Annotated in this window: 24 protein-coding genes and 1 other RNA gene; 7 read left to right on the top strand and 18 right to left on the bottom strand. The window is 51.2% G+C overall.

What is annotated here, in order from left to right:
• Genes OCU43_RS02045 through OCU43_RS02035 form a run of 3 tightly spaced genes read right to left on the bottom strand, consistent with a single transcriptional unit; the run spans nt 1 to nt 2,554 of the window.
• A complete protein-coding gene (locus tag OCU43_RS02045) occupies nt 1–726 on the bottom strand; it encodes a sulfite exporter TauE/SafE family protein (RefSeq protein WP_091355137.1) in 726 nt (241 codons plus the stop codon).
• On the bottom strand, nt 723–1,766 hold the full coding sequence (locus OCU43_RS02040; protein ID WP_091355135.1) for a 4Fe-4S binding protein: 1,044 nt from the start codon (nt 1,764–1,766) through the stop codon (nt 723–725). Before OCU43_RS02040 ends, OCU43_RS02045 begins: the two co-directional genes overlap by 4 nt.
• Entirely contained in the window at nt 1,751–2,554 is an 804-nt protein-coding gene (locus OCU43_RS02035) for a DUF4198 domain-containing protein (protein ID WP_139203138.1), read from the bottom strand. Before OCU43_RS02035 ends, OCU43_RS02040 begins: the two co-directional genes overlap by 16 nt.
• A gap of 268 nt (nt 2,555–2,822) precedes the next feature.
• Between OCU43_RS02035 and OCU43_RS02030 the strand changes: the two genes are divergently transcribed.
• The 3 genes from OCU43_RS02030 to OCU43_RS02020 all read left to right on the top strand — a co-directional run bounded on the left by OCU43_RS02030 (nt 2,823) and on the right by OCU43_RS02020 (nt 4,287).
• Complete coding sequence (locus tag OCU43_RS02030) at nt 2,823–3,380, top strand: NUDIX hydrolase (RefSeq protein WP_091355130.1); 558 nt, start codon at nt 2,823–2,825, stop codon at nt 3,378–3,380.
• 23 nt (nt 3,381–3,403) lie between these two features.
• Nucleotides 3,404–3,565: a YqaE/Pmp3 family membrane protein gene (locus OCU43_RS02025; RefSeq protein ID WP_091355128.1), complete on the top strand. Its 162-nt coding sequence runs from the start codon at nt 3,404–3,406 to the stop codon at nt 3,563–3,565.
• Between the two features lie 113 nt (nt 3,566–3,678).
• Nucleotides 3,679–4,287 carry a MarC family protein gene (locus OCU43_RS02020; protein WP_091355126.1) on the top strand — a complete coding sequence of 203 codons (609 nt, stop codon included), beginning with the start codon at nt 3,679–3,681 and terminating at the stop codon, nt 4,285–4,287.
• Between the two features lie 274 nt (nt 4,288–4,561).
• Here OCU43_RS02020 and OCU43_RS02015 read toward each other — a convergent pair whose 3' ends face one another.
• The 7 genes from OCU43_RS02015 to grpE form a co-directional block, all read right to left on the bottom strand.
• Entirely contained in the window at nt 4,562–4,873 is a 312-nt protein-coding gene (locus tag OCU43_RS02015) for a YqfO family protein (protein ID WP_091355124.1), read from the bottom strand.
• Between the two features lie 76 nt (nt 4,874–4,949).
• Nucleotides 4,950–5,339: a DUF3461 family protein gene (locus tag OCU43_RS02010; protein ID WP_091355123.1), complete on the bottom strand. Its 390-nt coding sequence runs from the start codon at nt 5,337–5,339 to the stop codon at nt 4,950–4,952.
• Nucleotides 5,340–5,525: 186 nt separating this feature from the next.
• The gene (dapB, locus tag OCU43_RS02005) at nt 5,526–6,332 is read right to left on the bottom strand and encodes a 4-hydroxy-tetrahydrodipicolinate reductase (protein WP_175483447.1); all 807 of its coding nucleotides are present in this window, start codon (nt 6,330–6,332) and stop codon (nt 5,526–5,528) included.
• 55 nt (nt 6,333–6,387) lie between these two features.
• The gene (gene cysE, locus OCU43_RS02000) at nt 6,388–7,191 is read right to left on the bottom strand and encodes a serine O-acetyltransferase (RefSeq protein ID WP_091355120.1); all 804 of its coding nucleotides are present in this window, start codon (nt 7,189–7,191) and stop codon (nt 6,388–6,390) included.
• A gap of 49 nt (nt 7,192–7,240) precedes the next feature.
• Complete coding sequence (dnaJ, locus tag OCU43_RS01995; RefSeq protein WP_091355118.1) at nt 7,241–8,383, bottom strand: molecular chaperone DnaJ; 1,143 nt, start codon at nt 8,381–8,383, stop codon at nt 7,241–7,243.
• 109 nt (nt 8,384–8,492) lie between these two features.
• The gene (gene dnaK / locus OCU43_RS01990) at nt 8,493–10,415 is read right to left on the bottom strand and encodes a molecular chaperone DnaK (protein WP_091355115.1); all 1,923 of its coding nucleotides are present in this window, start codon (nt 10,413–10,415) and stop codon (nt 8,493–8,495) included.
• A gap of 97 nt (nt 10,416–10,512) precedes the next feature.
• Nucleotides 10,513–11,118, bottom strand: a complete 606-nt coding sequence (gene grpE / locus OCU43_RS01985; protein WP_139203137.1) for a nucleotide exchange factor GrpE — start codon at nt 11,116–11,118, stop codon at nt 10,513–10,515.
• Nucleotides 11,119–11,296: 178 nt separating this feature from the next.
• On the opposite strand from grpE, the gene recN reads away from it, so the two are divergent.
• On the top strand, nt 11,297–12,973 hold the full coding sequence (recN, locus tag OCU43_RS01980; RefSeq protein WP_091355113.1) for a DNA repair protein RecN: 1,677 nt from the start codon (nt 11,297–11,299) through the stop codon (nt 12,971–12,973).
• Between the two features lie 81 nt (nt 12,974–13,054).
• Here the strand turns inward: recN and fur are convergent, their stop codons facing one another.
• The gene (gene fur / locus OCU43_RS01975) at nt 13,055–13,483 is read right to left on the bottom strand and encodes a ferric iron uptake transcriptional regulator (RefSeq protein ID WP_091355110.1); all 429 of its coding nucleotides are present in this window, start codon (nt 13,481–13,483) and stop codon (nt 13,055–13,057) included.
• Nucleotides 13,484–13,573: 90 nt separating this feature from the next.
• Here fur and OCU43_RS01970 point away from each other — a divergent pair, with 90 nt between their 5' ends.
• A complete protein-coding gene (locus OCU43_RS01970; protein WP_091355105.1) occupies nt 13,574–13,912 on the top strand; it encodes an outer membrane protein assembly factor BamE in 339 nt (112 codons plus the stop codon).
• Between the two features lie 100 nt (nt 13,913–14,012).
• On the opposite strand, the gene OCU43_RS01965 is transcribed toward OCU43_RS01970, so the two are convergent.
• Genes OCU43_RS01965 through OCU43_RS01955 form a run of 3 tightly spaced genes read right to left on the bottom strand, consistent with a single transcriptional unit; the run spans nt 14,013 to nt 16,142 of the window.
• Nucleotides 14,013–14,312: an RnfH family protein gene (locus tag OCU43_RS01965; protein WP_091355277.1), complete on the bottom strand. Its 300-nt coding sequence runs from the start codon at nt 14,310–14,312 to the stop codon at nt 14,013–14,015.
• A 29-nt stretch (nt 14,313–14,341) separates the two neighbouring features.
• A complete protein-coding gene (locus OCU43_RS01960) occupies nt 14,342–14,773 on the bottom strand; it encodes a type II toxin-antitoxin system RatA family toxin (RefSeq protein WP_091355102.1) in 432 nt (143 codons plus the stop codon).
• A gap of 4 nt (nt 14,774–14,777) precedes the next feature.
• Nucleotides 14,778–16,142 (bottom strand): sodium-dependent transporter, encoded by a 1,365-nt coding sequence (locus tag OCU43_RS01955; RefSeq protein ID WP_091355100.1) that lies wholly within the window; start codon nt 16,140–16,142, stop codon nt 14,778–14,780.
• Nucleotides 16,143–16,346: 204 nt separating this feature from the next.
• Between OCU43_RS01955 and smpB the strand changes: the two genes are divergently transcribed.
• Nucleotides 16,347–16,820, top strand: coding sequence for an SsrA-binding protein SmpB (gene smpB / locus OCU43_RS01950; RefSeq protein ID WP_091355097.1), 474 nt, complete (start codon nt 16,347–16,349; stop codon nt 16,818–16,820).
• 124 nt (nt 16,821–16,944) lie between these two features.
• Nucleotides 16,945–17,304, top strand: a transfer-messenger RNA (tmRNA) gene (gene ssrA / locus OCU43_RS01945).
• A 453-nt stretch (nt 17,305–17,757) separates the two neighbouring features.
• On the opposite strand, the gene OCU43_RS01940 is transcribed toward ssrA, so the two are convergent.
• From OCU43_RS01940 to OCU43_RS01925, 4 genes are all read right to left on the bottom strand, one after another.
• Nucleotides 17,758–18,621: a universal stress protein gene (locus OCU43_RS01940; RefSeq protein WP_091355095.1), complete on the bottom strand. Its 864-nt coding sequence runs from the start codon at nt 18,619–18,621 to the stop codon at nt 17,758–17,760.
• Between the two features lie 27 nt (nt 18,622–18,648).
• On the bottom strand, nt 18,649–20,658 hold the full coding sequence (locus OCU43_RS01935; RefSeq protein ID WP_091355092.1) for a tripartite tricarboxylate transporter permease: 2,010 nt from the start codon (nt 20,656–20,658) through the stop codon (nt 18,649–18,651).
• A gap of 112 nt (nt 20,659–20,770) precedes the next feature.
• Nucleotides 20,771–21,883, bottom strand: coding sequence for a Bug family tripartite tricarboxylate transporter substrate binding protein (locus OCU43_RS01930; protein ID WP_245756509.1), 1,113 nt, complete (start codon nt 21,881–21,883; stop codon nt 20,771–20,773).
• A gap of 149 nt (nt 21,884–22,032) precedes the next feature.
• Nucleotides 22,033–23,142 carry a 4-oxalomesaconate tautomerase gene (locus OCU43_RS01925; protein ID WP_091355091.1) on the bottom strand — a complete coding sequence of 370 codons (1,110 nt, stop codon included), beginning with the start codon at nt 23,140–23,142 and terminating at the stop codon, nt 22,033–22,035.
• Nucleotides 23,143–23,561 lie beyond the last annotated feature (419 nt).

Below are 23,561 nucleotides of genomic sequence, written 5' to 3'. Positions count from 1 at the left end.
TTAAACGCCCCTTAAAGCGGTGTTCACCGCGACTAATATCAACATAACAGCGCCGGTGCGGGTCAGGGCCTGCTGCCACATTGCCAGTTGCCGCTGCAACTCCTGCCCCAGCAGAGCAAAGCCGTAGCGCACCAGCAGAGTGGGAATAACGATAGCCCCCAGACCAAAACTCAGCGCTACCGAAGCCCCCCATAATGGGTCTGCACTCTGTGCTGCAGCAGCCAGCAACCCCAGCAGCGGCACACAGGGGTTCAATGCCAGAGAGAACCCCAGTAAGGCCAGCTGCAAACGATTCTTTTCCGTCGCCACAGCATCCGTGGCGATCAGTTTGACAGCGGAGGAGCGCTGATCACTCGTTTGTCGCCCGTCACTCTGCGCCATAGCAACCGAACAGACCGGCTTACGACTTTGAAACAACATCCGCAACGCCAGCCAGAAAGTCACCCCGGCGATGGCCCAGGGCAGTAACGGATGTTTCAGATAGTGTTGCAGCACACTGCCACTCGCCGCTGCGAGAGTTCCCAACAGCAGATACCCGGCGAGCCTGCCGCTCATAAACGGCAACAGAACTGCATGAAACGGTTGTTGCGCCGCCGGCCCCAGCAGTACCGGCCCCAGATAGGGCAGACAACTGATATTACAAGGGCCGCTACCAAAACTAAGACCGATCAGAAAGGCGGTCAATACCGCTGCAGTCAGTTCCAACCCCAGTAGTTCAACACTCATACTTTCTCTTTTTCCGCTTTGCTAAAGCCGATCAGCTTAACGCTGTCCCACTGTGTCTGAGCTTTCTTGCGCCGTTTAAAATACGCCGGGCTGGAACTGAACACTGGCACGTTAAGATAGCGTAACTGTAATACATCCTTATCGGGACAAAACTCAACGCAGCGGCCACACAGGGTACAATCAGCCAGAGTAATATCCTTTGGCCTGGCAACCGCATTAAATTCACTCTGCAGTTCACGGATATCCATCGGGCACGCCTCAGCGCACAGACCACATTTTTCGCAACGGGAGCTGCCCTGCTTCACCAGACGAGCTAACCCCACTTTTCTGAAGACGGCGTGCAGCGCCAGCATTGGACAGATACGGCAGAACGGTTGTCGCATCGTCAACGCCAGCGCCACCATCAAACCAAAGAGAAAATCGCCGGTGATGGAAAGGGCCATATAGCTGGGACTGGAGGTATCGACAAACAACTGTTCATTGGAGCCGGTCAGCAGGGTGGTCATAATCCGGCTGGGGCAGATCTGACAAAACGGATCGCCCCACTCATCACTGAGAAATCCCAGACTGGTCAGTGCCGGCAGAACCAACACCAAGCCCCCCAGCATCAGCCACTTCACCGGCCGGATCTTATCCACGGCTCCATGAGTCAGGCTATCTACCCGGCGCAACCCAAGCTTCTGGCCGATCAGTTGCATCACTTCCTGAAAAAAGCCCAGCGGACAAACCCAGCCACAAAAGGCTTTATTGAGGAAAACAAACAGCAGCAGGAAAGTGCCTACGGTAGTCAGGAAAGGCATCAGAAACATAAACCAGTTCCCGGCATCTGCCGCGGCTCCAAGACGGTGGTGCAGTTGATGCTGTAACGGGATCAGCGCACAGTAGTCGGCATTCATCGAATCGTAAGCACAACTCAGGGCGGGCAGCGCCCCGGAAATTTTATCGGCGGCATAGAAACCGATCACCACCGAACCATATACCAGAAACACAAACATCAGTAACTGAACAGAGCGGCGCACCAGGGTCAGATTTGCACACATCTTTTCTTCCTCCGGCTATGAGCAGGCAGACGACGGTTCAACCATAGTCCAAACAGCAGCCCGCCAAGGGCTGCCATCGCTCCCAGGCTGGCACTTTTCCAATGGGAAGGGTTAACGTAATAACTCATACTCAGAGAGCTCTGATAGTTGATCCCTTCGCGGTCAACCTCACTGAATATTCGCAGCTCGCCTGGCGGGTTTTTCCGGGCACCCGGAACAACCGTGGCAAAATCATCAGGGATAACAAGCTTCAGCACGCCATCACTGTCGCTGTGCAGAATCTCGGTACTGCCCGTTTCCGTCATCACCAGTACCGGCTGCTCAGGCAGTGGCTTACCGTTAAACTGCACCCTAAAGCGGTAGGGTTTATCACTGGTATATCGCCAGTGTTCCCGGGGCAGAGGATCTGGAACAATCTCCAGCTCCCCCAGGGATTCGGCCAGCAGATCAGAGGGGGAGCTGTCCACAGGCTTTCCATTGAAGTAAAGATAACGCACCGCCAGATGCCGATAATCGCTTCCCTCCTCCCGGGCCACCAGTGCATGGTAGTTGTTTTTACCGCTACCCTTTACCCGATAAAGGCCCTTATCAACCTCCAGTGGGTTGCGTTGCAGGTCGGAGTGCAGCAGCGCTACCGTGCGCTTTGCATCCGGGATCTGCTCAGCCAGTTTAAACATCTTTGCTGCGCCGCCATGAGCGCCGCCCCTGCCTGGCACGGGCTGCCAATAGAGATCCGCCTGAACCATAAAGGCTGGCATCCATAACACAAAAACGATGAGTGCTCGCATCCTGCTTTTCCCGGTGAAATAAACCCGCTGATATTAACCAGAGTTTGGCCACCGGGGATGTGACCTAATGACGCATGAGACAATTCGACGCATAGACAAATTCAACAGATGACGATACTCACCGTCAGACAATTGCAGAAAATAGTTAACCGATAATGAATTGAATATTTGAGCCAACGGCAACTATTAGATTAAAGTAAGTGCTAACCAGTTAAGCCCACTCCACTTAATCGATTTACGGACCAGGAAGACTACCGAAGGACACGCTATGAACTACTGCAATCTGTGCGGATCGACCGTTCGATTCGAAATACCCGCAGGCGATAACCGTCCCCGGCACATCTGCAATGAGTGTGGCGAAATTCACTATCTGAACCCCAAAATCATCGCCGGGTGTCTGCCGGTGTATGAGGATAAGGTGCTGTTGTGTAAACGTGCCATAGACCCCCGGGTCGGTTACTGGACACTGCCCGCCGGTTTTATGGAGAACGGTGAATCAACCCGCCAGGCTGCCGCCAGAGAAACCCTTGAAGAAGCCAACGCCCGGGTCAGCGATTTACAACTCTACACCCTGACCTCTATCGTCCCCGTCAGCCAGGTACAACTGATCTATCTGGCACAACTGGACGACCTGAATTTCTCTGCTGGAGATGAGACGACCGATGTAAAGCTGTTTACTGAAGACAGCGTGCCCTGGGATGAGCTGGCATTTCAGACCATCAGAAACGCTTTGCGATTTTACTTTGAAGACCGAAAAACGGGGGCGTTTCCCCTGCATCACGTCGATCTGGAAACACCGCCCGGACAGTATGTCGATAAATCTTAATCATTAAGACAAAGGAACTTAGGATGGATAACAAACTGATTCTTATTATTCTTGCTATATTACTGCCCCCAATCGCAGTATTTATGAAAACCGGAGCAGGCCTGCAACTGGTTATCAATATTGTGCTCTGTCTGTTTTTTTACCTTCCAGGTATTCTGCATGCCCTCTGGCTGGTGTTAAAATAACCACTTCCCTGTCCTGCCGTGTTTTCACCCCACGGCAACAGCTATGAATAACGGCCCACAAGGCCGTTTTTTATTTAACTGCGCTTATCCTGCGCGGATCATGAGAACCACCTATGACTTTATTAATCACCACCTGGATTAAATTTTTCGTCCTTTTCGCACCCTTCTTTGTGGTGTCTATGTTCCTCTCTCTGACCCGCAGTGACACCCCGGCAGAGCGACGCAGCACTGCTAATAAAGCGGTCCTGGCCGCGGCCCTGGCGTCACTGATTCTGTTTTTCTTCGGTTCACCACTGTTTGAGCTGTTGGGCATAACGATCGACTCTTTCCGCATTGGTGCCGGGATACTGCTGTTTCTGTCTGCCATCAGCCTGGTTAAGGATGGCATACGCACCAACGCTCAGGTACCTGGAGGTCCCAGAGAGGATGCCTCGGTTGTGCCGCTGGCGATCCCCACCATTATCGGTCCCGCCACCATCGGTGCGATTCTGGTATATGGTTCAGAGCTGCACGGCATAGAGGTTATCCTGGGACTCAGTGGCATGTTTATGGCGCTGATCTGTCTGCTGATATTATTGCATGCCGCAACCCGGGTGGAGCGCCTGCTGGGCAAAACAGGGCTGAATATTCTCAGCAAGATTACCGGCCTGATTCTCGCCGCCATGGCATCAGAGATTGTTCTGACGGGCATTACCGGCTTTATGAACCGCATCAGTCACTGAGCGTTATTACACCAATAGCGCAGATCCCCGCAGCCACGGGGTCTGCGTCGCTTACCCCAGTGATACCCATACTTAATCCACAATGATATCCACAGTTTTTGTGACTTATTTTCCCTGTTCGCTGCTGCTCAGTTAATAACCTGCTCAGAATTAACACAAAACAATTTATCTATTAAATAACAATACGTTACTTATAAAGTTAAGCGGTTACCCATACTTAATCAACACCCTTATCAACAGATTATGTTTATAACACTCAGAGTTATAAACATGATTATAAATCACTCAGCTGCCAGACATCGTAAGCGACTTCCTCATAGGGATGGGCCTGCTTCAGAGCACTCACTACGGCCTGGATAAGCTGATCTTCACACACCAGCTCAACCTTCCACTCCTCCACCTGCTGCAGCAAATTCTGACGGCCGATATGCGGGTTACTTCCCGGCAGCGGGCGGAACTGACCGAGCCCCTTTACCTGCCAACAGCAACAGTCATAGTCGCCGATCCTGCCTGCCCCCACCGCAAACAGAGCCTGCTTAACCTCTTCCAGGTTGTCTTGCGGTACAAAGAACGCCAGTTTATACATCTCTCCATCACTCCCGCTGATAAAAAAAACGGCCAGTGATTGCTCACCAGCCGTCTATCGTTATATCGAACGCTGTTTACAGCTCTTCAATCTGCCGACGCAGATCTTCCACTTTTCGGGTCACCACCTTCTCCAGGTGTTCCAGCTCTTCCAGCAGGTGCTGCTTCTTATCTTTTACCGACTTCTCTTCCACCACCAACTGCTCAAGCTCAGCAACCGCTTTCAGGTAATAGGGCGAAGGCTCGGTGCTGGCACGATAGGGCACCAGCCCCCCCTCGACCGAGACGTTGGTATGGCGCCGCTTAAACTTGAATTTCTTGCTCTTGGTCATCCATTCGCCATGATGACGATGCAGATAGACCTTCAGTACATCGATATCATTCTCTGTACGGGTGGTATATTTCTCAATTTCATGGGGATCTTCAAATCCCATCTCTTTCAGGGTCGCAAATTTTTTGGCAGACATCTGGTCACTCCATAAGCCGTTCGCTGTCATCCCATCAAATATAGATTAAAAATACTACTCTGTGGGGCAGGGTTCGCCCCATTATGGGATATTTAGTTAATCATTCATTAAAAATAAAAAAACCGTCATCCGAACCCGCTGTCACAGCTGATTCATCTGACGGTCTTTTCTCACCGCAGGTTGGTATCAGTCACGCAGACTGAGCACATCCTGCATATCGTATAAACCGTTCGCCTTACCCGCCAGCCAGCCAGCAGCCCTCACAGCGCCTTTGGCAAAGGTCATCCGGGAACTCGCCTTGTGGGTAATCTCAATCCGCTCACCTTCGGTCGCAAACAGCACGGTGTGATCGCCAACCACATCGCCGGCACGAATAGTGACAAAGCCGATCTCATCCCGGGTGCGGGCACCCACCTGACCTTCACGGCCATACACCGCACACTGACGCAGATCCCGGCCTAATGCATCGGCAACCACCTCTCCCATACTCAGCGCAGTGCCTGATGGGGAGTCGACCTTATGATGATGATGCGCTTCAATAATCTCAACATCATAATCGTCTCCCAGCGCTTTCGCGGCTTCAGCCAGGAGTTTAAAGCAGAGGTTGACACCCACACTCATATTGGAAGCGAACACCAGAGGCATCACCTCCCCAAAGCTCTTCAGCTCAGCACGTTCCGCTTCACTCAATCCTGTGGTGCCGATCACCATCGCTTTGCCCTTTACTGCACACAGCGCAAGGTTGGCCAGGGTCGCCTGAGGGGCGGTAAAATCAATCAGCACATCGAAGTCATCAATGACCTCATCAAGTGCGCCGACAAGCTTCACTCCCAGTTTGCCAACGCCGGCAACCTCACCGGCATCAGCACCGATAAGACTGCTGGTTGGTTCGACAATGGCGGCACCGAGACTAACGCCCTCAGCTGCCTGAATCGCTTCAATATTTGTTTTACCCATACGCCCGGCGGCGCCGGTTACTGCAACTCTTATCATTCTGAATACCTGGTCAGACGACTGGCTGATCTACGTCAGCCGGTCATTTAATTCATTACTCTTTCTGCTGACTAACGCTCTGATCCATATCAAACGCGGGCTTTTCGCACTCAGGACGACCCACAATCTTTGCCGGAACCCCGACCACGGTCGTATGGGGCGGAACATCTTCCAGCACCACAGAGCCTCCGCCGACTTTCGCCCCGGCTCCCACTTCGATATTTCCAAAGATCTTAGCGCCGGCAGCAATCATCACCCCTTCACGAATCTTGGGATGGCGATCACCGGTCTGCTTTCCTGTGCCACCGAGCGTCACGGACTGAAGAATAGAGACGTCATTTTCAATCACGCAGGTTTCGCCAACCACAATACCGGTGGCGTGATCAAACATCACACCGCAACCGATCTGCGCCGCAGGATGGATATCCACCTGAAACACTTCACTGACACGGCTCTGCAGGTACAGCGCCATCGAATGACGCCCCTGCTGCCACATCCAGTGTGCAATACGATATGCCTGCAGGGCATGAAAGCCCTTCAGGTAGAGAAGGACGGTGGTGAAGCTGGCAACCGCCGGATCGCGCGTGCGTACTGCGCTGATGTCCTGACAGATACACTCCAGGATGGCAGGGTCTCCCCCGAGCGCCTCTTCGATCAGCTCGCGCATCGTGATAGCGGCCATCACCTCATCTGAGAGTTTATTGGCCAACAGATAACTCACCGCTTCACACAGGCTGTGGTGACGAATAATGGTGCTGTGAAAGAAACTTGCCAGAAACGGCTCTCTGGCCATCTCCTCCCGGGCTTCCTGTTGAATCAGTTGCCACAGCTCTTTCGGTTGAGTGGGAAAATCACTCATGTAAGACTCCAAAAAGTCGCAGGGGCTGCCATGCAGCCCCCTGAGAATATCAGGTCATATCCTCAAAAAATTTCTTCACGCTGTCAAAGAAACCATGTTTCTTCGGCCCGTGATGTTTTTGCCGGTCATCCATCGCAGCTTCAAATTCACGCAACAGCTCTTTCTGCTTACCGCTCAGATTCACCGGTGTTTCAACGATCACCCGTACCAGAAGATCGCCCACGGCACCGCCACGGACCGGTTTAATCCCCTTGCCTCGCAGACGGAACAATTTTCCGGTCTGGGTTTCAGCAGGAATCTTCAGTTTAACACGGGATTCCAGTGTCGGGACCTCAAGCTCGCCCCCCAGTGCCGCGTCGATAAAGCTGATCGGAACTTCACAATAGAGATGTTTTCCATCCCGTTCAAAGATCGCATGATCCCGGACATTAACCTGAACAAACAGATCACCGGATGGACCACCATGGCTGCCTGCTTCACCTTCACCCGACAGACGGATACGGTCACCAGTATCAACACCCGCAGGGATTTTGACTGACAGTTTTTTGGTTTGCTGCTTACGCCCCTGGCCATGACAGCTGGAACAAGGGTCGGAGACAACCTGTCCCTCACCATGACAGGATGGGCAGGTCTGCTGTACCGAGAAGAATCCTTGTTGCATCCGCACCTGACCAATACCACCACAGGTACCACAGGTTTTAGCACTGGTGCCAGGTTTAGCACCACTGCCATCACATACTTCACAGGGAACCAGTGTCGGTACAGAGATGGTTTTTTCGCACCCTCTTACCGCCTCTTCCAGACTAAGATCCATGGTGTAACGCAGATCAGCACCACGTTGAACATGGCTGCGACGACCGCCTCCGTGCCCCTGCTGGCCAAAAATATCGCCAAACACGTCACCAAAGATATCACCAAAGCCTCCAGCGCCGCCGCCAAATCCGCCATGGCCACCCATGCCGTTCTGGTCGATGCCCGCATGCCCATACTGGTCATACGCCGCTTTCTTTTGACTATCCGACAAAACTTCGTAAGCCTCATTCACCTCTTTAAAGGCGTCTTCGGCCGCTTTATCGTCTGGATTACGGTCCGGGTGGTATTTCATCGCCATCCGACGAAACGCCTTTTTAATATCCCGGTCAGAAGCGTCTCTGGAAACGCCTAACACATCGTAAAAATCTTTCTTCGACATAATCTGTATCGCAATCCGGTTAACTAATACTTAAATCAGCTGAGAATAAAAACAGGACAACGCGGGACCGGCCCGCGCTGTCATATCAAGCCTGATTCACTAAAGAGACTTACTTTTTCTCGTCGTCTTTAACTTCTTCAAACTCAGCATCAACAGCATCGTCAGCCGGTTCAGCCTGGGCCTGCTCTCCGCCCTGACCTTCAGCCTGCTGAGCTGCTTCAGCATACATCTTCTGAGCCACAGCAGAGACTGCTTCGGTCAACGCAGCTGTCTTGGCTTCGATCACTTCTTTGTCATCACCTTTCAGCACGCCTTCCAGCTCTTCGATAGCGCTGTTGATCGCTGTTTTTTCCTCTTCAGTCGCCTTGTCACCCGCGTCTTCCAGAGTTTTCTTAGCGGAGTGAATCATCGCATCACCCTGGTTACGGGCCTGACTCATCTCTTCAAACTTCTTATCCGCTTCAGCATTGGCTTCCGCGTCCTGAATCATCTGTTCAACTTCTTCATCACTCAGACCAGAAGAGGCTTTGATGATAATAGACTGCTCTTTGCCAGTCGCCTTATCTTTTGCAGATACGTTCAGGATACCGTTGGCATCGATATCGAAGGTGACTTCGATCTGTGGCATACCGCGGGGTGCTGGCGGGATATCGGCCAGGTCAAAGCGACCCAGTGATTTGTTGCCAGACGCTTGTTTACGCTCACCCTGAACCACGTGAATGGTTACCGCAGTCTGGTTGTCATCGGCCGTTGAGAACACCTGAGACTTCTTAGTCGGGATTGTGGTGTTCTTCTCAATAACCGGAGTGGCAACCCCACCCATTGTCTCGATACCCAGGCTCAGTGGGGTAACATCCAGCAGCAGAACGTCTTTCACATCACCGGACAGCACCGCAGCCTGGATGGAAGCACCGATCGCAACCGCTTCATCCGGGTTAACGTCTTTACGTGCTTCTTTGCCAAAGAATTCGGTTACTTTACGCTGCACCAGTGGCATACGGGTCTGACCACCTACCAGAATGACTTCGTCGATATCAGAAGCGGACAGATCAGCATCTTTCAGTGCGATGCGGCAAGGATCCATGGAACGATCAACCAGCGCTTCAACCAGCGACTCCATCTTGGCACGGCTGATTTTTACATTCAGGTGCTTAGGACCGGTAGCGTCAGCAGTGATGTAAGGCAGGTTAACATCGGTAGACTGAGCAGAAGACAGCTCAACTTTTGCCTTCTCAGCCCCCTCTTTCAGACGCTGCAACGCCAGTGGATCATTGTGCAGATCAATACCGGACTCTTTCTTGAACTCAGCGGCCAGATACTCAATCAGACGGGAGTCAAAATCCTCACCACCCAGGAAGGTATCACCGTTAGTCGCCAGTACTTCAAACTGATGTTCGCCATCAACTTCTGCAATTTCAATGATAGAGATATCGAAAGTACCACCACCCAGGTCGTATACAGCGATGGTTTTATCGCCCTTGGACTTATCCATACCATAAGCCAGTGCCGCAGCCGTTGGCTCGTTGATGATACGCTTAACGTTCAGACCCGCAATTTTACCGGCATCTTTAGTTGCCTGACGCTGGGAGTCATTGAAGTAAGCAGGCACGGTAATGACCGCATCAGTGACCGCTTCACCCAGATAGTCCTCGGCAGTTTTCTTCATCTTCTTCAGAATTTCTGCAGAGACCTGTGGGGCCGCCATCTTCTTATCGTTAACCTGAACCCAGGCATCGCCGTTATCAGCTTCGATAATTTTGTAAGGCACCATCTTGATATCTTTCTGAACCACCTCGTCTTTAAAACGACGGCCGATCAGACGCTTAATCGCAAACAGGGTATTGTTCGGGTTGGTGACGGCCTGACGCTTCGCCGGCTGACCTACCAGAATCTCACCATCTTCTGCGTAAGCAATGATGGAGGGGGTGGTACGATCACCCTCAGCGTTTTCAATAACCCGGGGCTTGTCGCCATCAAGAATAGCAACACATGAGTTAGTTGTGCCCAGGTCTATACCAATAATTCTACCCATTTTTATCACTCCAGTAATTCTGTGCCCGTTCTGACGGGCGAAATTCTTTTAACTTGCTAGCTATATTGGTGCGGATTTATCAGTTTCAAGTCCTGACTTATTCTGCGCCTTTAGAAACAATGACCATCGCCGGACGAATCAGACGTCCATTGAGGCTATAACCCTTCTGCATGACTGCCATAACGTGGTTCGCAGCAACATCCGGATTAGGTACCATCGACATCGCCTGGTGCAGCTCTGGATTGAACGGCTCTCCCTCAGGGTTATGCTGCTCAACCTTAAACTTACCCAGGCCTGTAACGAACATATTCAGGGTCATCTCAACCCCTTCACGCAGTGCAACCACCGCTTCATCATCGCTGCTGGACGCTTCAATCGCGCGCTCCAGGCTATCGACGACCGGTAGCAGCTCATTGGCAAACTTCTCCAGCGCAAATTTATGAGCTTTCTCTACATCCATCTCCGCCCGACGGCGAATATTCTGCATCTCTGCACGGGTTCGCAATTCCTGATCTTTCAGGGCCGCAACCTGATCTCTGGCCTGAGCCAGATCCTGTTGCAACGCGTCCACATCGACATCGTCAGCGGCAACGTTTTCAGCGACCTGGTCAACGGTTGCATCAGCACCCACAGTCTCTTCAACCGCTTCAGTTACTGCTTCCGGCTGCTGCTCTTCAACCTGAGACTTATCTTCGCCTGCCATCACTTTCTCCAACCATCTGATATGTGAGTTTTCTGTTGAGCTTTTATATGGGGCTATGACAACAGGATTCAAGTGGGTATTTTTAGATTTTTTTAACCAGACTGAGTAGTTATTGATTGCACAGAAGCCATTATTGGCTTATACATTAACCACTGTATAAATACACAGACTAATGGTTATGCTGACTCAACTGAACATCCGCAACTACGCTATTGTCGAAGAACTGGACCTGGAGCTGGAAAACGGCATGACCGTTGTCAGTGGCGAAACCGGGGCTGGTAAATCAATTATGCTCGACGCTCTGGGACTCACACTGGGTGATCGTGCCGATATGGGCTCTGTTCGCAAGGGCGCCGAACGGGCAGAAATTATTGCCAGCTTCGATATCTCCAATATCCCCACCGCACAGAAATGGCTGAGACACCAGGATCTGGATGACGATGAGTGCATTCTGCGCCGGGTGATCACCACCGAAGGGCGCTCAAGAAGCTATATCAACGGCAGTCCCTGCCCGATCAACAAAGTCCGCGAACTGGGTGAATACCTGATCGAGATTCATGGTCAGCATGAACACCAGCGGTTGTTGAAAAAAGATCATCACCGCTACCTGCTGGATGCCTATTCCGGCAAGGGTGAACTGGCAGGCAAAACCCGTCAGCTGTTCCGCAACTGGCAAAGCCTGAACAACCGTTTGCGGCAGCTGTCAGCTCAGAGTGAAGAACAGACCGCCCGCCTGCAGCTACTCAGCTATCAGGCGGAAGAGCTGGAACAACTGGGAATCAGTGAAGGGGAATATGAAAAACTGGTCGAGGAGCAAAGCACCCTGGCCAATGCCGGTGAGATCCTGCAGTCCGGACAGCAGATCTTACAGCTCACCAGCGAGGCTGAAGAGGTTAACTGTTTAAGCCTGCTCAACCAGTGCCAACACCTGCTGGGCAAGATCAAGGGTACCTCACCCTCGGTCAGCCAGACCATCGAGATGCTGAACAGCGCTCAGATTCAGATCGAAGAGGCTTGTCAGGAGATGAGCCACTATATGGACCGGGTTGAACTGAACCCGAAACGCCAGGCTGACGTTGAAGAGAGACTCAGCAGCATATTTGATATGGCGCGTAAACACCGCATACCCGCCGAACAACTGCCACAGTTCTATCTCGACATCCAGCAGGAGCTGGAGGGTCTGAACATGTCAGATCAGGCACTGGAACAGCTGCATCAGGAAACAGAGAACGCCCGCCAGGCATTTATCGACAGCGCAGAGAATCTCAGCAAAGCGCGCAAAAAAGCCGCCCTGTCACTCAGAAACGAGGTCAACAAACAACTTCACAGTCTGGGGATGACCGCCGCTGAACTCAGTGTTTCCATCACCCCCTATAACAAAGACCAGCTGAATGCCCATGGCCTGGAAGAGGTTGAGTTTCTGATCACTACCAACGCCGGCCAGCCGCCCCGTCCACTGAACAAAGTCGCCTCTGGCGGCGAACTTTCGCGGATCTCTCTGGCGATTCAGGTGATTACCGCGCAGACCTCCAGCACCCCGACTCTGATCTTCGATGAGGTCGATGTCGGTATCGGTGGTGCTATCGCTGAGGTTGTCGGTCGGTTGCTGCGCCAGCTCGGTGAAAACAACCAGATTCTGGTGGTCACCCACCAGCCTCAGGTGGCATCCCAGGGACATCAGCATCTGTTTGTCAGCAAGCAAACCGTAAAGGATAAGACCCTCACCCGCATCGATCGCCTGAATATGAACCAGCGTGTTGGCGAAGTGGCACGTATGCTGGGCGGTATCGATGTCACCGAAACCTCCCTGGATCATGCCCGGGAGATGCTGGGACTGGATGCCATTAAAAGCTGACACCCGAACACAGCAGAGGTTAGAAACGTAAAAAACCGGCATAGCCGGTTTTTTAAAACTCTGAAAATATCTCTGAGATAACTATTTCGTGTTCGCGCAACCATCGGCACACTCACCGTAGAGATAGAGCGTCCGGTCAGTGATTTTAAACCCCAGCTCCTTAGCGATCTGATCCTGACGTTTTTTCAACGCAGGATCACTGAACTCACGCACTTTGCCGCACTTCACACAGACAATATGATCGTGCTGTTCATCCTGGGTCAGTTCAAAAACCGAATGGCCACCTTCAAAATGATGCCGTGAAACCAGTCCCGCGGCCTCAAACTGAGTCAGTACACGATAAACGGTTGCCAGGCCAACATCTTCATTGTGCTCCAGCAGAAGCTTGTAGATATCTTCTGCACTGAAATGATCACCTTCGCCCGCTTTCTCAAGAATCTGATAAATTTTCACCCGAGGCAGGGTAACCTTCAGGCCAGCTTTACGTAATTCTTGATTTTCAAGTGCCATAATCTTTCTCTATGATGTTTATCTCAACGAATGTTAGACTTGCGATCTCAATTATCTGATTTTATACGCGAAAGTGGAAGTCATTTACTAATGCAAAAAATTCTTATTAGCGTTATCGCCGCTATTTTACTGGCCGGATGCTCCGAATTCCCCGGCGTTTACAAGATCGATATACCACAGGGCAATGTGGTCACCCAGGAGATGGTCGATACCCTCCGCCCGGGAATGACACAGAATCAGGTCCGATATGTTCTGGGCACGCCCCTGATCACCGACAGTTTTAACAATAACCGCTGGGATTATATCTACCGTAACCAGTCCGGTGAAACCGGCACAATCACGCAACAACGCCTCACGGTTCTGTTCGATGCCAATGGCAATCTCTCAGGATTCGCGGGTGACTTCCGTCCCGGTGGCAATCAGCAATAACCACCGACCAGATCGGGTACAGTGAAACACCGGATACTCTCCGGTGTTTCATACTCCCTGAGCGGTTAAACCTCCACCACTCAGGCTGAATCTCTGATCGTCAGCTCTGCGCTTCCCGCTCCGCTTTTGCCTTAGCCGCCCGGCGGGCACGAATCTCTTTGGGATCGGCAATCAGCGGACGGTAGATCTCCACACGCTGCCCCGGCTTAAGGATATGCTGTTTAGGGTCAGCGATCGCTTTACCAAAAATCCCCATAGGGTCATGCTCAATATCGATCTGCGGAAAAAAATCTGCAATACGGGACTGAACCACCGCCTCATACGCAGAACAATCCTCTGCCACCTGCAGCGGGATAATCTTCTGTTCATTCGCAAGGGCATACGCCACTTCAACTTTCATCGTGCCCATTATTTTTAAACCTTAAACCGTTAACCATAAACCTGATCAGCGCGATTCACAAAAGCGTCAACCATCGTTGCTGCCATCTGATTAAACACCTTGCTCATTGCCAGGCTGGTAAGTTTGCCTGAAAAATCAAACTGCAGACTCAGACTCACCTTACAGGCCTCTTCACTCAGAGGCTTAAAGGTCCAGAGTCCGGACAGACTGGAGAACGGCCCCTCAACCAGCTCTATCCTGATCATTCCGGGTCGTTCCAGCGTATTGCGGGTCGTAAAGCTATATTTCAGTCCCGCTTTCGCAACATTCAGACTGGCCTGCATCGTCTCTTCAGTCGACTCGATCAGCGTCGTTCCAGAGCACCAGGGCAGAAACTGCGGGTAACTCTCCACATCATTGACCAGATCAAACATCTGCTCTGCTGTATGAAGTACTAACGCGCTCCGGTCTACCTGTGTCATGCCATCAGCCCAGTTTTTCGATCAGATTGAAAATAAAGATCGCAGCAACCGCGATCGGTGCAATATAACGGATCGTAACCGACCAGGCCAGATAGTAGGCCGGAGTCACAATCGCCAGTTCATCCCGGGTTATCCGCTGATGCAGAATCCAGCCGGTAAAGACTGCCACAAACAGCCCTCCCAGCGGCAGAAAGATATTCGCGGTAACGAAATCGAGAAAATCAAAGATATTCATACCAAACAACGCGATATCACTACCAAAGTTAAACGAACTCAACGCAGCGATTCCCAGCAACCACACCAGCAGCCCCAGCATGATACAGACCGGCCCCCGTTTCAGACCAAACTTCTCCACCATCCAGGCCACACCCGGCTCCATCAGCGAAATCGCCGAGGTCCAGGCGGCCAGCGCCACCAATACAAAGAACAAAAAGCCGAAAATCTGTCCGCCCGGCATATGACCAAATGCCACCGGCAGGGTAATAAACATCAGACCCGGACCCGCCCCTGGATCCAGCGAGTTGGCAAAGACGATCGGAAAGATAGCCATACCCGCCACCAGCGCGACAATGGTATCCAACGCGGCAATCGTCAGCACGGTACCACCGATAGAAGCACTCTTGGGCATATAGGAACCATACGCCATAATCGATCCCATCCCCAGGGACAATGTAAAGAATGAGTGCCCCAACGCCACCAGCACGGCATCCCAGGACAGCTCGGAAGGGTCAAAATGAAACAGGAACTCAACGCCTTCGCCAAACGAACCCGAGGTCATCGAATACCCCAGTAACAACAGCAACAAGACAAACAGCGCCGGCATCATAATCTTAGTGGCCCGTTCCAGGCCTTTATTAACGCCTCCCATCAACACCACCATCACCAGCACCACAAATACCGAGTGCCAGATCAACAGTGCCTGGGGATCTGCCAGCAACCGACTGAAAGCCTTGCCCGCCTGCTCACTGCCGATATCGAGAAACTCACCATTTCCCATCGCGGCAACATAGGCCAGCACCCAACCGGCAACGACCGAATAAAAGGAGAAAATCAGAAAACCAGCCAGCGCGCCAACCCAGCCAACCATCGACCAGTTAGGCGAATGATCAGCCTCGAGCGCCACCTCGCGCATTGAGTTAATCGGACTCTGGCGTCCGCGCCGTCCCACCAGCACCTCCGCCATCATAATCGGTACACCCACCGCCAGAATAAACAACAGATAAACCAGAACAAAAGCACCGCCGCCATTCTGACCAGCGATATAGGGGAACTTCCAGATATTACCCAGGCCAACAGCTGACCCCGTCGCGGCCATAATAAAGACCCAGCGACTGGCCCATGATCCATGGATATTTTGGCGATCTTTCATGTAAATCTCTTAAAGTAGACTGATATTTCAAATAATAAAATAGCCCGGCATTGTCCATATTTTGGCCACTCAATTCAATGACACCGGCCATGCTCCGGGCAAAAAAACCGTTTTTGTCTAAAGTTGACTGTTGAGAGGCATCAAGCCATCCTCGCCGCTCAATTCTCTTTCATTGAACTGTAACGCTCTATATAATCCCGCCCCATGGCAAAGAAGAAAGCAAAACCCAGTGGCAATACCATCTGCCAGAACAAGAAAGCCCGACATGAGTATTCGATTGATACTAAGTTCGAGGCCGGACTGTCTCTCACCGGATGGGAAGTAAAAAGCCTCCGCGAAGGTCGCGGCCAGCTTGTGGACTCCTATGTAGTTCTGCATAACGGCGAAGCGTGGCTTGTTGGCGCCCATTTTACACCACTGAAAACCGCATCCACCCACGTAATTGCGGACCCGACCCGACAGCGCAAGCTGCTGCTGCACCGGCGCGAAATCGATCGGCTGATCGGTGCTGTTCAGGCCAAAGGTTTCACCTGTGTTGCCCTCGCCCTTTATTGGAAGAACGACCGGGTAAAATGTGAAATCGCGCTGGCTAAGGGTAAGAAACAGCATGACAAACGGGATGCGGAGAAAGAGCGCGACTGGAACCGTCAGAAACAACGTGTACTGGCGGCAAAGTAGAACTGTTCTCAAGATAAAGCTATATTCTTGCTGTAAACCGGCTATAATGCCGGCCCGTCTTACATAACACGCTGACAGTTTGGTTAAACGAACTATCCGGGTGTTGTGTAGTCGGAAATACTATGGGGGTGACTTGGCTTCGACGCTGATTGCGAACCCTTTGGTGCATGTCGTGAGTGTAGTGAATCACGTAAATCAATTACTACACAGTTATAGTTGCAAACGACGATAACTACGCTCTAGCAGCATAAGTCTGCTTGCGCTGCTCCTATAGGTGTCTATAACTAAAGGATTTTGCAGTGTCATTCGAGATAGAATCGCCCGGAAGCTTTGTCTCAAGCTGAACGGTTAAAACCTAAAGAGGCTCGCCCTAAACGCCCTGACCTTCGGGCCGTGCTGGGTTAATTGAATAGAAGTGTCTAAACATGTAGATCTAGAGGCAGAGGATTGGCGGACGCGGGTTCGAAACCCGCCACCTCCACCAAATACCACAAAAAAGGCCACCCTCCGGGGTGGCCTTTTTTGTGGTATCGGTTTCGGTGTGGTGGGTATTGAGAAGCCGCGGAGCGGGTTCGAACCGAGCGCGCTCTTGGCGCGACACATCATCGTCGCTCTTCACGATGACCCGCAGGGCAAGGCCGGAACGGACACAGTAAACCCGCCACACATTATCCCAGCACCTGCCCAAACGCCGAGGAGCCCTTTTCTTTGCTCTGATGAAAGTAAAGCGGGTATTGAGAAGCCTCGTAGCAGGTTCGAACTGAGCGCGATCTTTGCGCAACACATCATCGTCGCTCTTCACAATGACCCGCAGGTCAAGGCCGGAACGGCCGCAGTAAACCAGCCCCCCACCAACCACCCAAAAAAAGGCCACCCAGAAGGGTGGCCTTTAACTACCATCGGTGCGTAAATGGTAGTACATCCATTAAATGGAATCTTAATGCATCATCCACACCGGCAATCTTGCGTGACCGACCATATTCTGGGTAACACCACCGAATATCTGCTCATGCACGCGGCGATGAGTAAACCCTCCCATGATCAGCAAGTCTGAATTGATCGAGTCCGCCATCGAAAGAATCGCTTCTCCGGTTGATCGGCGTCCAGTATCGAAGTGCTTTGATTCCGCTTTGATACCGTGACGTCCCAGATACCTGATCAGCTCTTCCGTGCCAGGTTTACATGGAGCTGAGCTTTCGCTGGTGGCAATAATGATCTCTTTTGCCTGCTGCATAATAGGTATCGCCTGAGTGATTGCCCGGCTCCCTTCTGTGCTCCCGTTCCAGGCGATTAATAGGCGTTCGGCACTAAACGTCGTCATTGTTCTGGGAACTAATAAGATGGGTTTACCACTGCGCATTAAGGCGGCTTCGAAAGTGGCTGTGGGTTTGCCGCTTCTTGGCTGAGGCAAAATAATGAGGTCACTCACCTTACCCCACTCGCCTACAAGTTCGCTACGCAAGCCGTAGATATCACGCCAGTAGGCGCTTGGTTTATCTGTGACTGAGTCATCGCTGTGAATAATATCGCGTTGTTCACAAAGCTGAATGAACATCGCTTTAAGTTCGCTCGACTCAGTATTGGAATATTTGTCGGCTATCGCTTCTAACTCATTCAAGAGTTTCTGGGGCATTGACCGGGCCACCGCATCGACGGGAATAAATTGTCGCGGGCTGACTTGCGCATGCAATACTTCCAGGTGAGCACCGAAGAATGCTGTGACTGATAATGCACCCAGCAGTCTTTCCTGCACCTCTCCACTGCTGGAAAGCGGCATCAGTATAGATTTTACTGATCGCATAATTCTTCTCCTTATATACCTGATTGATCAGTTCAGAGGCCAGGGCATATGTACAGTTTCCTGCAACAGACCACTTGGAAGATCAAGGACCATCACATGTGCCAGTGTTGCCATAAATACAACAGCTGAGCTGCAGAGTACGAACGTGCGGAGCATCGATGCGCGCGCTTTAACTAACAGGAATGCAACAAAGAAAACGGCAATGGATATCAGGAAGCCAACAAAATAGCAGCCAACAACAAGTCCAGCTATCCAGTAGACATAGTGTAAAAGACTGGCGATGCTCTGATCCCCCTGATAACCGGCAGCAACTTCGTTATCGAAGTTGACAGTATCTTCAACCTGGTTGGTTACAAGCTTGAACAGTACGATACCGCTCAGAATAAGCATTACGCCACAGACTCCGCCGGTAAAGACACCGCCCAGCATCGATTGCTGGAAGGCATCATAGAGGCCATAAGCAAATGTCAGGAAGATAGCGCCGGCAAATAGCTTTTGCGGTCCTAAGTTAGTTGGACGCAGCGGTTTTGCCTGAGTACCGGAGTCAGTGCTGGTTTCAGTACTGGAATCATCTTTACCACTGTTTGTTGCATGACGTGCAGCAAAGTAGATAGAGATAGCGGTAATGGCACCAATGATTAATACACCTGGTTTCAGCAGGAATCCGAGGCCATCAAACTGAATCGCCTGATATAAGTATGTTTCCATTCCGCTGGCCAGCACAAATCCGATCAGAAAAGCAGGGCGTGGCCAGTCAAAGCGCTTCATTAACACACCTAAAACACCAATTCCCAATAGCGCCACAAGATCGCTCAGATCACGGGTAGCCTGGAAAGCAGCGAAACAGATCACAGTGATCATGAATGGCGCCATCAACGCATAGGGAATCGTCGTTAATTTTGCGACCCATTTTGATAAAAACAAACAGGCACCAGCGCCCACAACATTAGCGATCGCTAATGACCAGACGATGGTATAGGTTACGTCCAGGTTAGATGTAACCATCGATGGTCCGGGCTCGATACCAATTAATACCATACCGCCCAGAAATACCGCCATGCTGCCTGACCCCGGAATGCCAAACAGAAGTGTCGGAATGAGCGCGCCACCCTCTTTAGCATTATTGGAGGATTCAGGTGCGATGACACCACGTACATCGCCGTTGCCAAAACCATCTTTATCTTTTGTGGTTTGTACTGCATGGCCATAGGCGATCCAGTCCACCACACTCCCACCGAGACCTGGCAGGGCGCCAACTATACAACCAATAATGGCACATCGCAGGGCCAGCCAACGGTTTTTAATCAGATCTCTGATACCGTTTACCCATCCACGGCCCAGCTCTGCGGCTTCTGAAATAGCGCTGTTCTGGCGAAGCAGATCGATAATTTCCGGGAGTGCAAAGATACCCAGGCCGACAACAACCAGCGGAATACCATCCATAAGATAGAAGTTTCCGAAGGTCATTCGGTATTCACCCGTAGCAGGTGCACCACCAACGCTACCCAGCAGCAGGCCCACACCACAAGCACTCAGGCCTTTTACCAGACTATTACCGCCTAATACACCGACCATGCTCAACCCGAGCAGAGTCAGCATAAAGAGTTCTGCCGACCCGAAAGCCAGAATGACTGGACGGGCGATCAGGACGAAGCCGGTCAGTACAACAGCACCAAACAGGCCGCCAAATAAAGAGGAGGCAAACGCAGCTGAGAGTGCGCGAGCGGCCTCCCCTCGTTTAGCCATGGGGAATCCGTCCAACACGGTGGCTTGTGAGCCACTGGATCCTGGAATACCCATCAACACCGATGTAAAGGTATCGGAGGTTGGGATAACAGCAACTAAACCAATCAGCATCGCCAGTGCGGTGGTTGGTTCCATGCCGTATAGAAAAGGAAGTAATAAAGAAAGCCCGGCGATACCGCCAAGACCCGGAAAAATGCCGATAGCAAGTCCCAGCAATACACCACCCGCTAAATAGAGCAGATGGGTACCAGTCATGACAGTCTGTAGGGCGGTTAGGAATGCGTCTAACATGGTTCCTTACCTCATAAAAAGTGAACGACGGGCTCGGATGAGCCCGTGTCAGGGATAGTCAACAGGAATAGTGTTTACCCGATGGGTTGACGTGATAAAGGAAACAACGAGCTTATAATTGCACGTTGTATCGGCTGGTCAGCCAGTTACGAACCCACTCTCGGTCAGCATCTGAGATATCAAGCGCTGCTTTAAATGCTTTAACTGCTTTACCTTTTACGGCCTGAGGATAGTCACCAAGAACCAGCTCAGAGCGACTCTTGAAGTCATCTGCCTTAACGGTTTTTTCTACTGCATCTCCCCAGGCATCGATGACGTCCTGTGGGGTTCCTTTAGGCAGGAAAATACCTTTTTGTGCGGCAAAGCCTGCCGCGAAGAACGCTTTCCACACTTTAAATGCAGTTCCTTCTGGTTTTTTGCCATGGATCATCTCATAGACTTCAGCAAAGTGAGGCAGATCCGGGAAGTTTGGATCACGTTGCAGGTTGCCATCCTCATCCAAAACGCCCCAGGACATGATAGGCACAACTTTGCCTTCATCTACCAGCGGTACAACTTTTTTCAGGTAGGCTGACGATGTTTGGTAATCAACGTTAACTTCGCCACGCTCGAAAGCCAGACGACCCGCGCCACGGCCTTTCATGCCGAAAATAGCCTGTACATCAATATCCAGAATATCCATCGCTAACAGAGGCACTAAGTCGAGGGAGGTTGCACCCTGACTGGCGTATTTAAGCTCTTTACCGCGTAGTGATGCCAGTTCTGCTGCCGATTTGATGCCGAGTTCAGGGCTGACATAAAAAACCCCACCCGTAGGTGATGCCAGTACTGGCGTCCAGTTTTTGTAATCATAGTTGACGCGTGTATCGCCTAACAGATACGGAAACTGAGTGGAGCCGGAAGTACCTATAATATTTAAACCATTATCTTTGGCTTTTCGCTGAAACTGATTAGCGCCTTTGGTTGAACCGCCTCCAGGAATATTTTTCACCACGATAGCCGGTTTTCCAGGTAGATTTTCAGAGATCAGTGGGGCAAAAAAACGAGCCCAGGTATCTGAACCGCCGCCTTCTTTAAATGGAATAATCCACTCCACGCGTTCGCCATCAAAGTCGACCGCATGTACGGGATTAGCGACTGTCAGACTCGCGATGCAGGCTGCGCTGGCAGCCAGGGCTTTGATTAATTTACCTGCACTTCGCTTATTATTTCTCATAGTATTCATTCAGGACTCCAGTCATACTTTTTATAATTAGAATAGAGATGACCATTAGAATATTTTTTTTGGTCTTCCCATTGTTTCTACTTCAAGTTACCGTTCAAAACTGTCAGCAACCTGTCATGCAATATTTATTTTGATGTTAAGTGTTTTCTTCAGGATGCTTTTGCTTGCGCGTAAGACCAGATGCGGCTGGGTATATACAGTTCCCCCCGGAAAAGTTTCCGGGCAGTGCGGATAAGCCCGGCCCGATTGACCTGCAAACCCTGATCAGTTTCTGCCAGGTCAAGCACAATATCGATTTTCCCACTGGGGTGCTCTACACCGATCAGAATAGGTTCACCTACTGGACGATCAGCTAAATCGTAAGCAATGGTTCCGGGCAGCATCGCTGCCGTGCTAACGCAGATAGCGCCTGTGACTGCATGAGCAGCGTGACAATCTGTGGGGACAAAGTAGCGAGAACTGATAGTGCCGCCATGCTGAGGCGGAGCCATTAGTGACACTTTAGGCAGGACTTTACCTGTGGCATCACCCAGCCCCATCTTTAAAGAAGCTTGTCGCCGGATAGATTCGATACGGGCCAGAAGTTCGCGATCACTATCTAACTCTGCCTTGCTTTCCCAGCCACTTTTGCCGAGCGAGCTGGCAGGAATAAGCACCATGGGCATTGCAGCATCAACGCAGCTAACCTCAACGCCATCAAAAACGTCGCGTAAATTACCGGTTGGGAGCAGATGTCCCGTTTTTGTCCCAGCAACATCAAGAAAGTTAAGCACCACAGGCGCCGCTGTACCTTCTACACCGTTTATGCTGGTATCCCCGTCATACTCAACCTTGCCATTTGGCGTTTGTACGACGACTTCGATAAATGAATCAGTATTGATATTGTGGACACGGACCAGGGTTTCACCCTCTTCTGCTGTGACCAGCCCTGACTCAATAGCGAAAGGAGCAACACCCGCCAGCATGTTGCCACAGGAAGGCGAGCAATCTACGATTCGTTCAGTGACGGATACCTGCGCAAACAGGTAGTCAACATCCGCATCGGGGTGCCTGGATACCGAGACGATAGCCACTTTACTGGAGAGGGTGGTTCCGCCACCGATACCGTCAATTTGCTGGGCGTTACCTGATCCCATCGCGGCAAGGAGTACTTCGTCACGTAATACAGGGTCACGCGGGAGGTCATTGGCTAAGAAGTATGGACCCCGTGATGTTCCACCTCGCATCATCGTACAGGGAATGGCTGTTTGTGCTGCCATGATTAGACTCCTCTTATGATCGCAGGCCTGCTGCGGAATTTGTTATTAGTTTTTGAGAGATAGAAATTAGTTATTGCTAAGCACTGCAACGGTCTCAATATCATCCTCACAACCAGCGGCCTCGCCTGCGTCAGACTGCTTGCCAGCACCTGCGGGTATTGAGTTATCGATCACTAATTTCAAAATTGGATGAATAGATCTTTTTATTATTCTTTGTGTCAGCATCGGTCTTCTCTTAATCTGAACAGGCATCTCTTAAGACTTGATAGATCAGCTATCAGGCGCGCTTCAGACGTGAAAATTTGGTATTCAGATGGCAACTCTAACGAGTCAAGCTGTCAGCAACCTGTCATCGATTGCGTGGTGGCTAAAATAGTGCGGTGATTAAAATAGTGTGATGGCAACAATAATTACCGCCA

It is taken from the genome of Amphritea atlantica (assembly GCF_024347255.1).
GTDB classification, from domain to species: Bacteria; Pseudomonadota; Gammaproteobacteria; order Pseudomonadales; family Balneatricaceae; genus Amphritea; species Amphritea atlantica.
The sequence above is the reverse complement of the archived record's forward strand: the minus strand, read 5'-3'. Positions and strand labels throughout refer to the sequence as shown.

Coding starts and splice junctions, on each gene's coding strand:
- OCU43_RS02045 (WP_091355137.1), bottom strand. CDS start 726: ATGAGTGTTGAACTACTGGGGTTGGAACTGACTGCAGCGGTATTGACC.
- OCU43_RS02040 (WP_091355135.1), bottom strand. CDS start 1,766: ATGTGTGCAAATCTGACCCTGGTGCGCCGCTCTGTTCAGTTACTGATG.
- OCU43_RS02035 (WP_139203138.1), bottom strand. CDS start 2,554: ATGCGAGCACTCATCGTTTTTGTGTTATGGATGCCAGCCTTTATGGTT.
- OCU43_RS02030 (WP_091355130.1), top strand. CDS start 2,823: ATGAACTACTGCAATCTGTGCGGATCGACCGTTCGATTCGAAATACCC.
- OCU43_RS02025 (WP_091355128.1), top strand. CDS start 3,404: ATGGATAACAAACTGATTCTTATTATTCTTGCTATATTACTGCCCCCA.
- OCU43_RS02020 (WP_091355126.1), top strand. CDS start 3,679: ATGACTTTATTAATCACCACCTGGATTAAATTTTTCGTCCTTTTCGCA.
- OCU43_RS02015 (WP_091355124.1), bottom strand. CDS start 4,873: ATGTATAAACTGGCGTTCTTTGTACCGCAAGACAACCTGGAAGAGGTT.
- OCU43_RS02010 (WP_091355123.1), bottom strand. CDS start 5,339: ATGTCTGCCAAAAAATTTGCGACCCTGAAAGAGATGGGATTTGAAGAT.
- dapB (WP_175483447.1), bottom strand. CDS start 6,332: ATGATAAGAGTTGCAGTAACCGGCGCCGCCGGGCGTATGGGTAAAACA.
- cysE (WP_091355120.1), bottom strand. CDS start 7,191: ATGAGTGATTTTCCCACTCAACCGAAAGAGCTGTGGCAACTGATTCAA.
- dnaJ (WP_091355118.1), bottom strand. CDS start 8,383: ATGTCGAAGAAAGATTTTTACGATGTGTTAGGCGTTTCCAGAGACGCT.
- dnaK (WP_091355115.1), bottom strand. CDS start 10,415: ATGGGTAGAATTATTGGTATAGACCTGGGCACAACTAACTCATGTGTT.
- grpE (WP_139203137.1), bottom strand. CDS start 11,118: ATGGCAGGCGAAGATAAGTCTCAGGTTGAAGAGCAGCAGCCGGAAGCA.
- recN (WP_091355113.1), top strand. CDS start 11,297: ATGCTGACTCAACTGAACATCCGCAACTACGCTATTGTCGAAGAACTG.
- fur (WP_091355110.1), bottom strand. CDS start 13,483: ATGGCACTTGAAAATCAAGAATTACGTAAAGCTGGCCTGAAGGTTACC.
- OCU43_RS01970 (WP_091355105.1), top strand. CDS start 13,574: ATGCAAAAAATTCTTATTAGCGTTATCGCCGCTATTTTACTGGCCGGA.
- OCU43_RS01965 (WP_091355277.1), bottom strand. CDS start 14,312: ATGAAAGTTGAAGTGGCGTATGCCCTTGCGAATGAACAGAAGATTATC.
- OCU43_RS01960 (WP_091355102.1), bottom strand. CDS start 14,773: ATGACACAGGTAGACCGGAGCGCGTTAGTACTTCATACAGCAGAGCAG.
- OCU43_RS01955 (WP_091355100.1), bottom strand. CDS start 16,142: ATGAAAGATCGCCAAAATATCCATGGATCATGGGCCAGTCGCTGGGTC.
- smpB (WP_091355097.1), top strand. CDS start 16,347: ATGGCAAAGAAGAAAGCAAAACCCAGTGGCAATACCATCTGCCAGAAC.
- OCU43_RS01940 (WP_091355095.1), bottom strand. CDS start 18,621: ATGCGATCAGTAAAATCTATACTGATGCCGCTTTCCAGCAGTGGAGAG.
- OCU43_RS01935 (WP_091355092.1), bottom strand. CDS start 20,658: ATGTTAGACGCATTCCTAACCGCCCTACAGACTGTCATGACTGGTACC.
- OCU43_RS01930 (WP_245756509.1), bottom strand. CDS start 21,883: ATGAATACTATGAGAAATAATAAGCGAAGTGCAGGTAAATTAATCAAA.
- OCU43_RS01925 (WP_091355091.1), bottom strand. CDS start 23,142: ATGGCAGCACAAACAGCCATTCCCTGTACGATGATGCGAGGTGGAACA.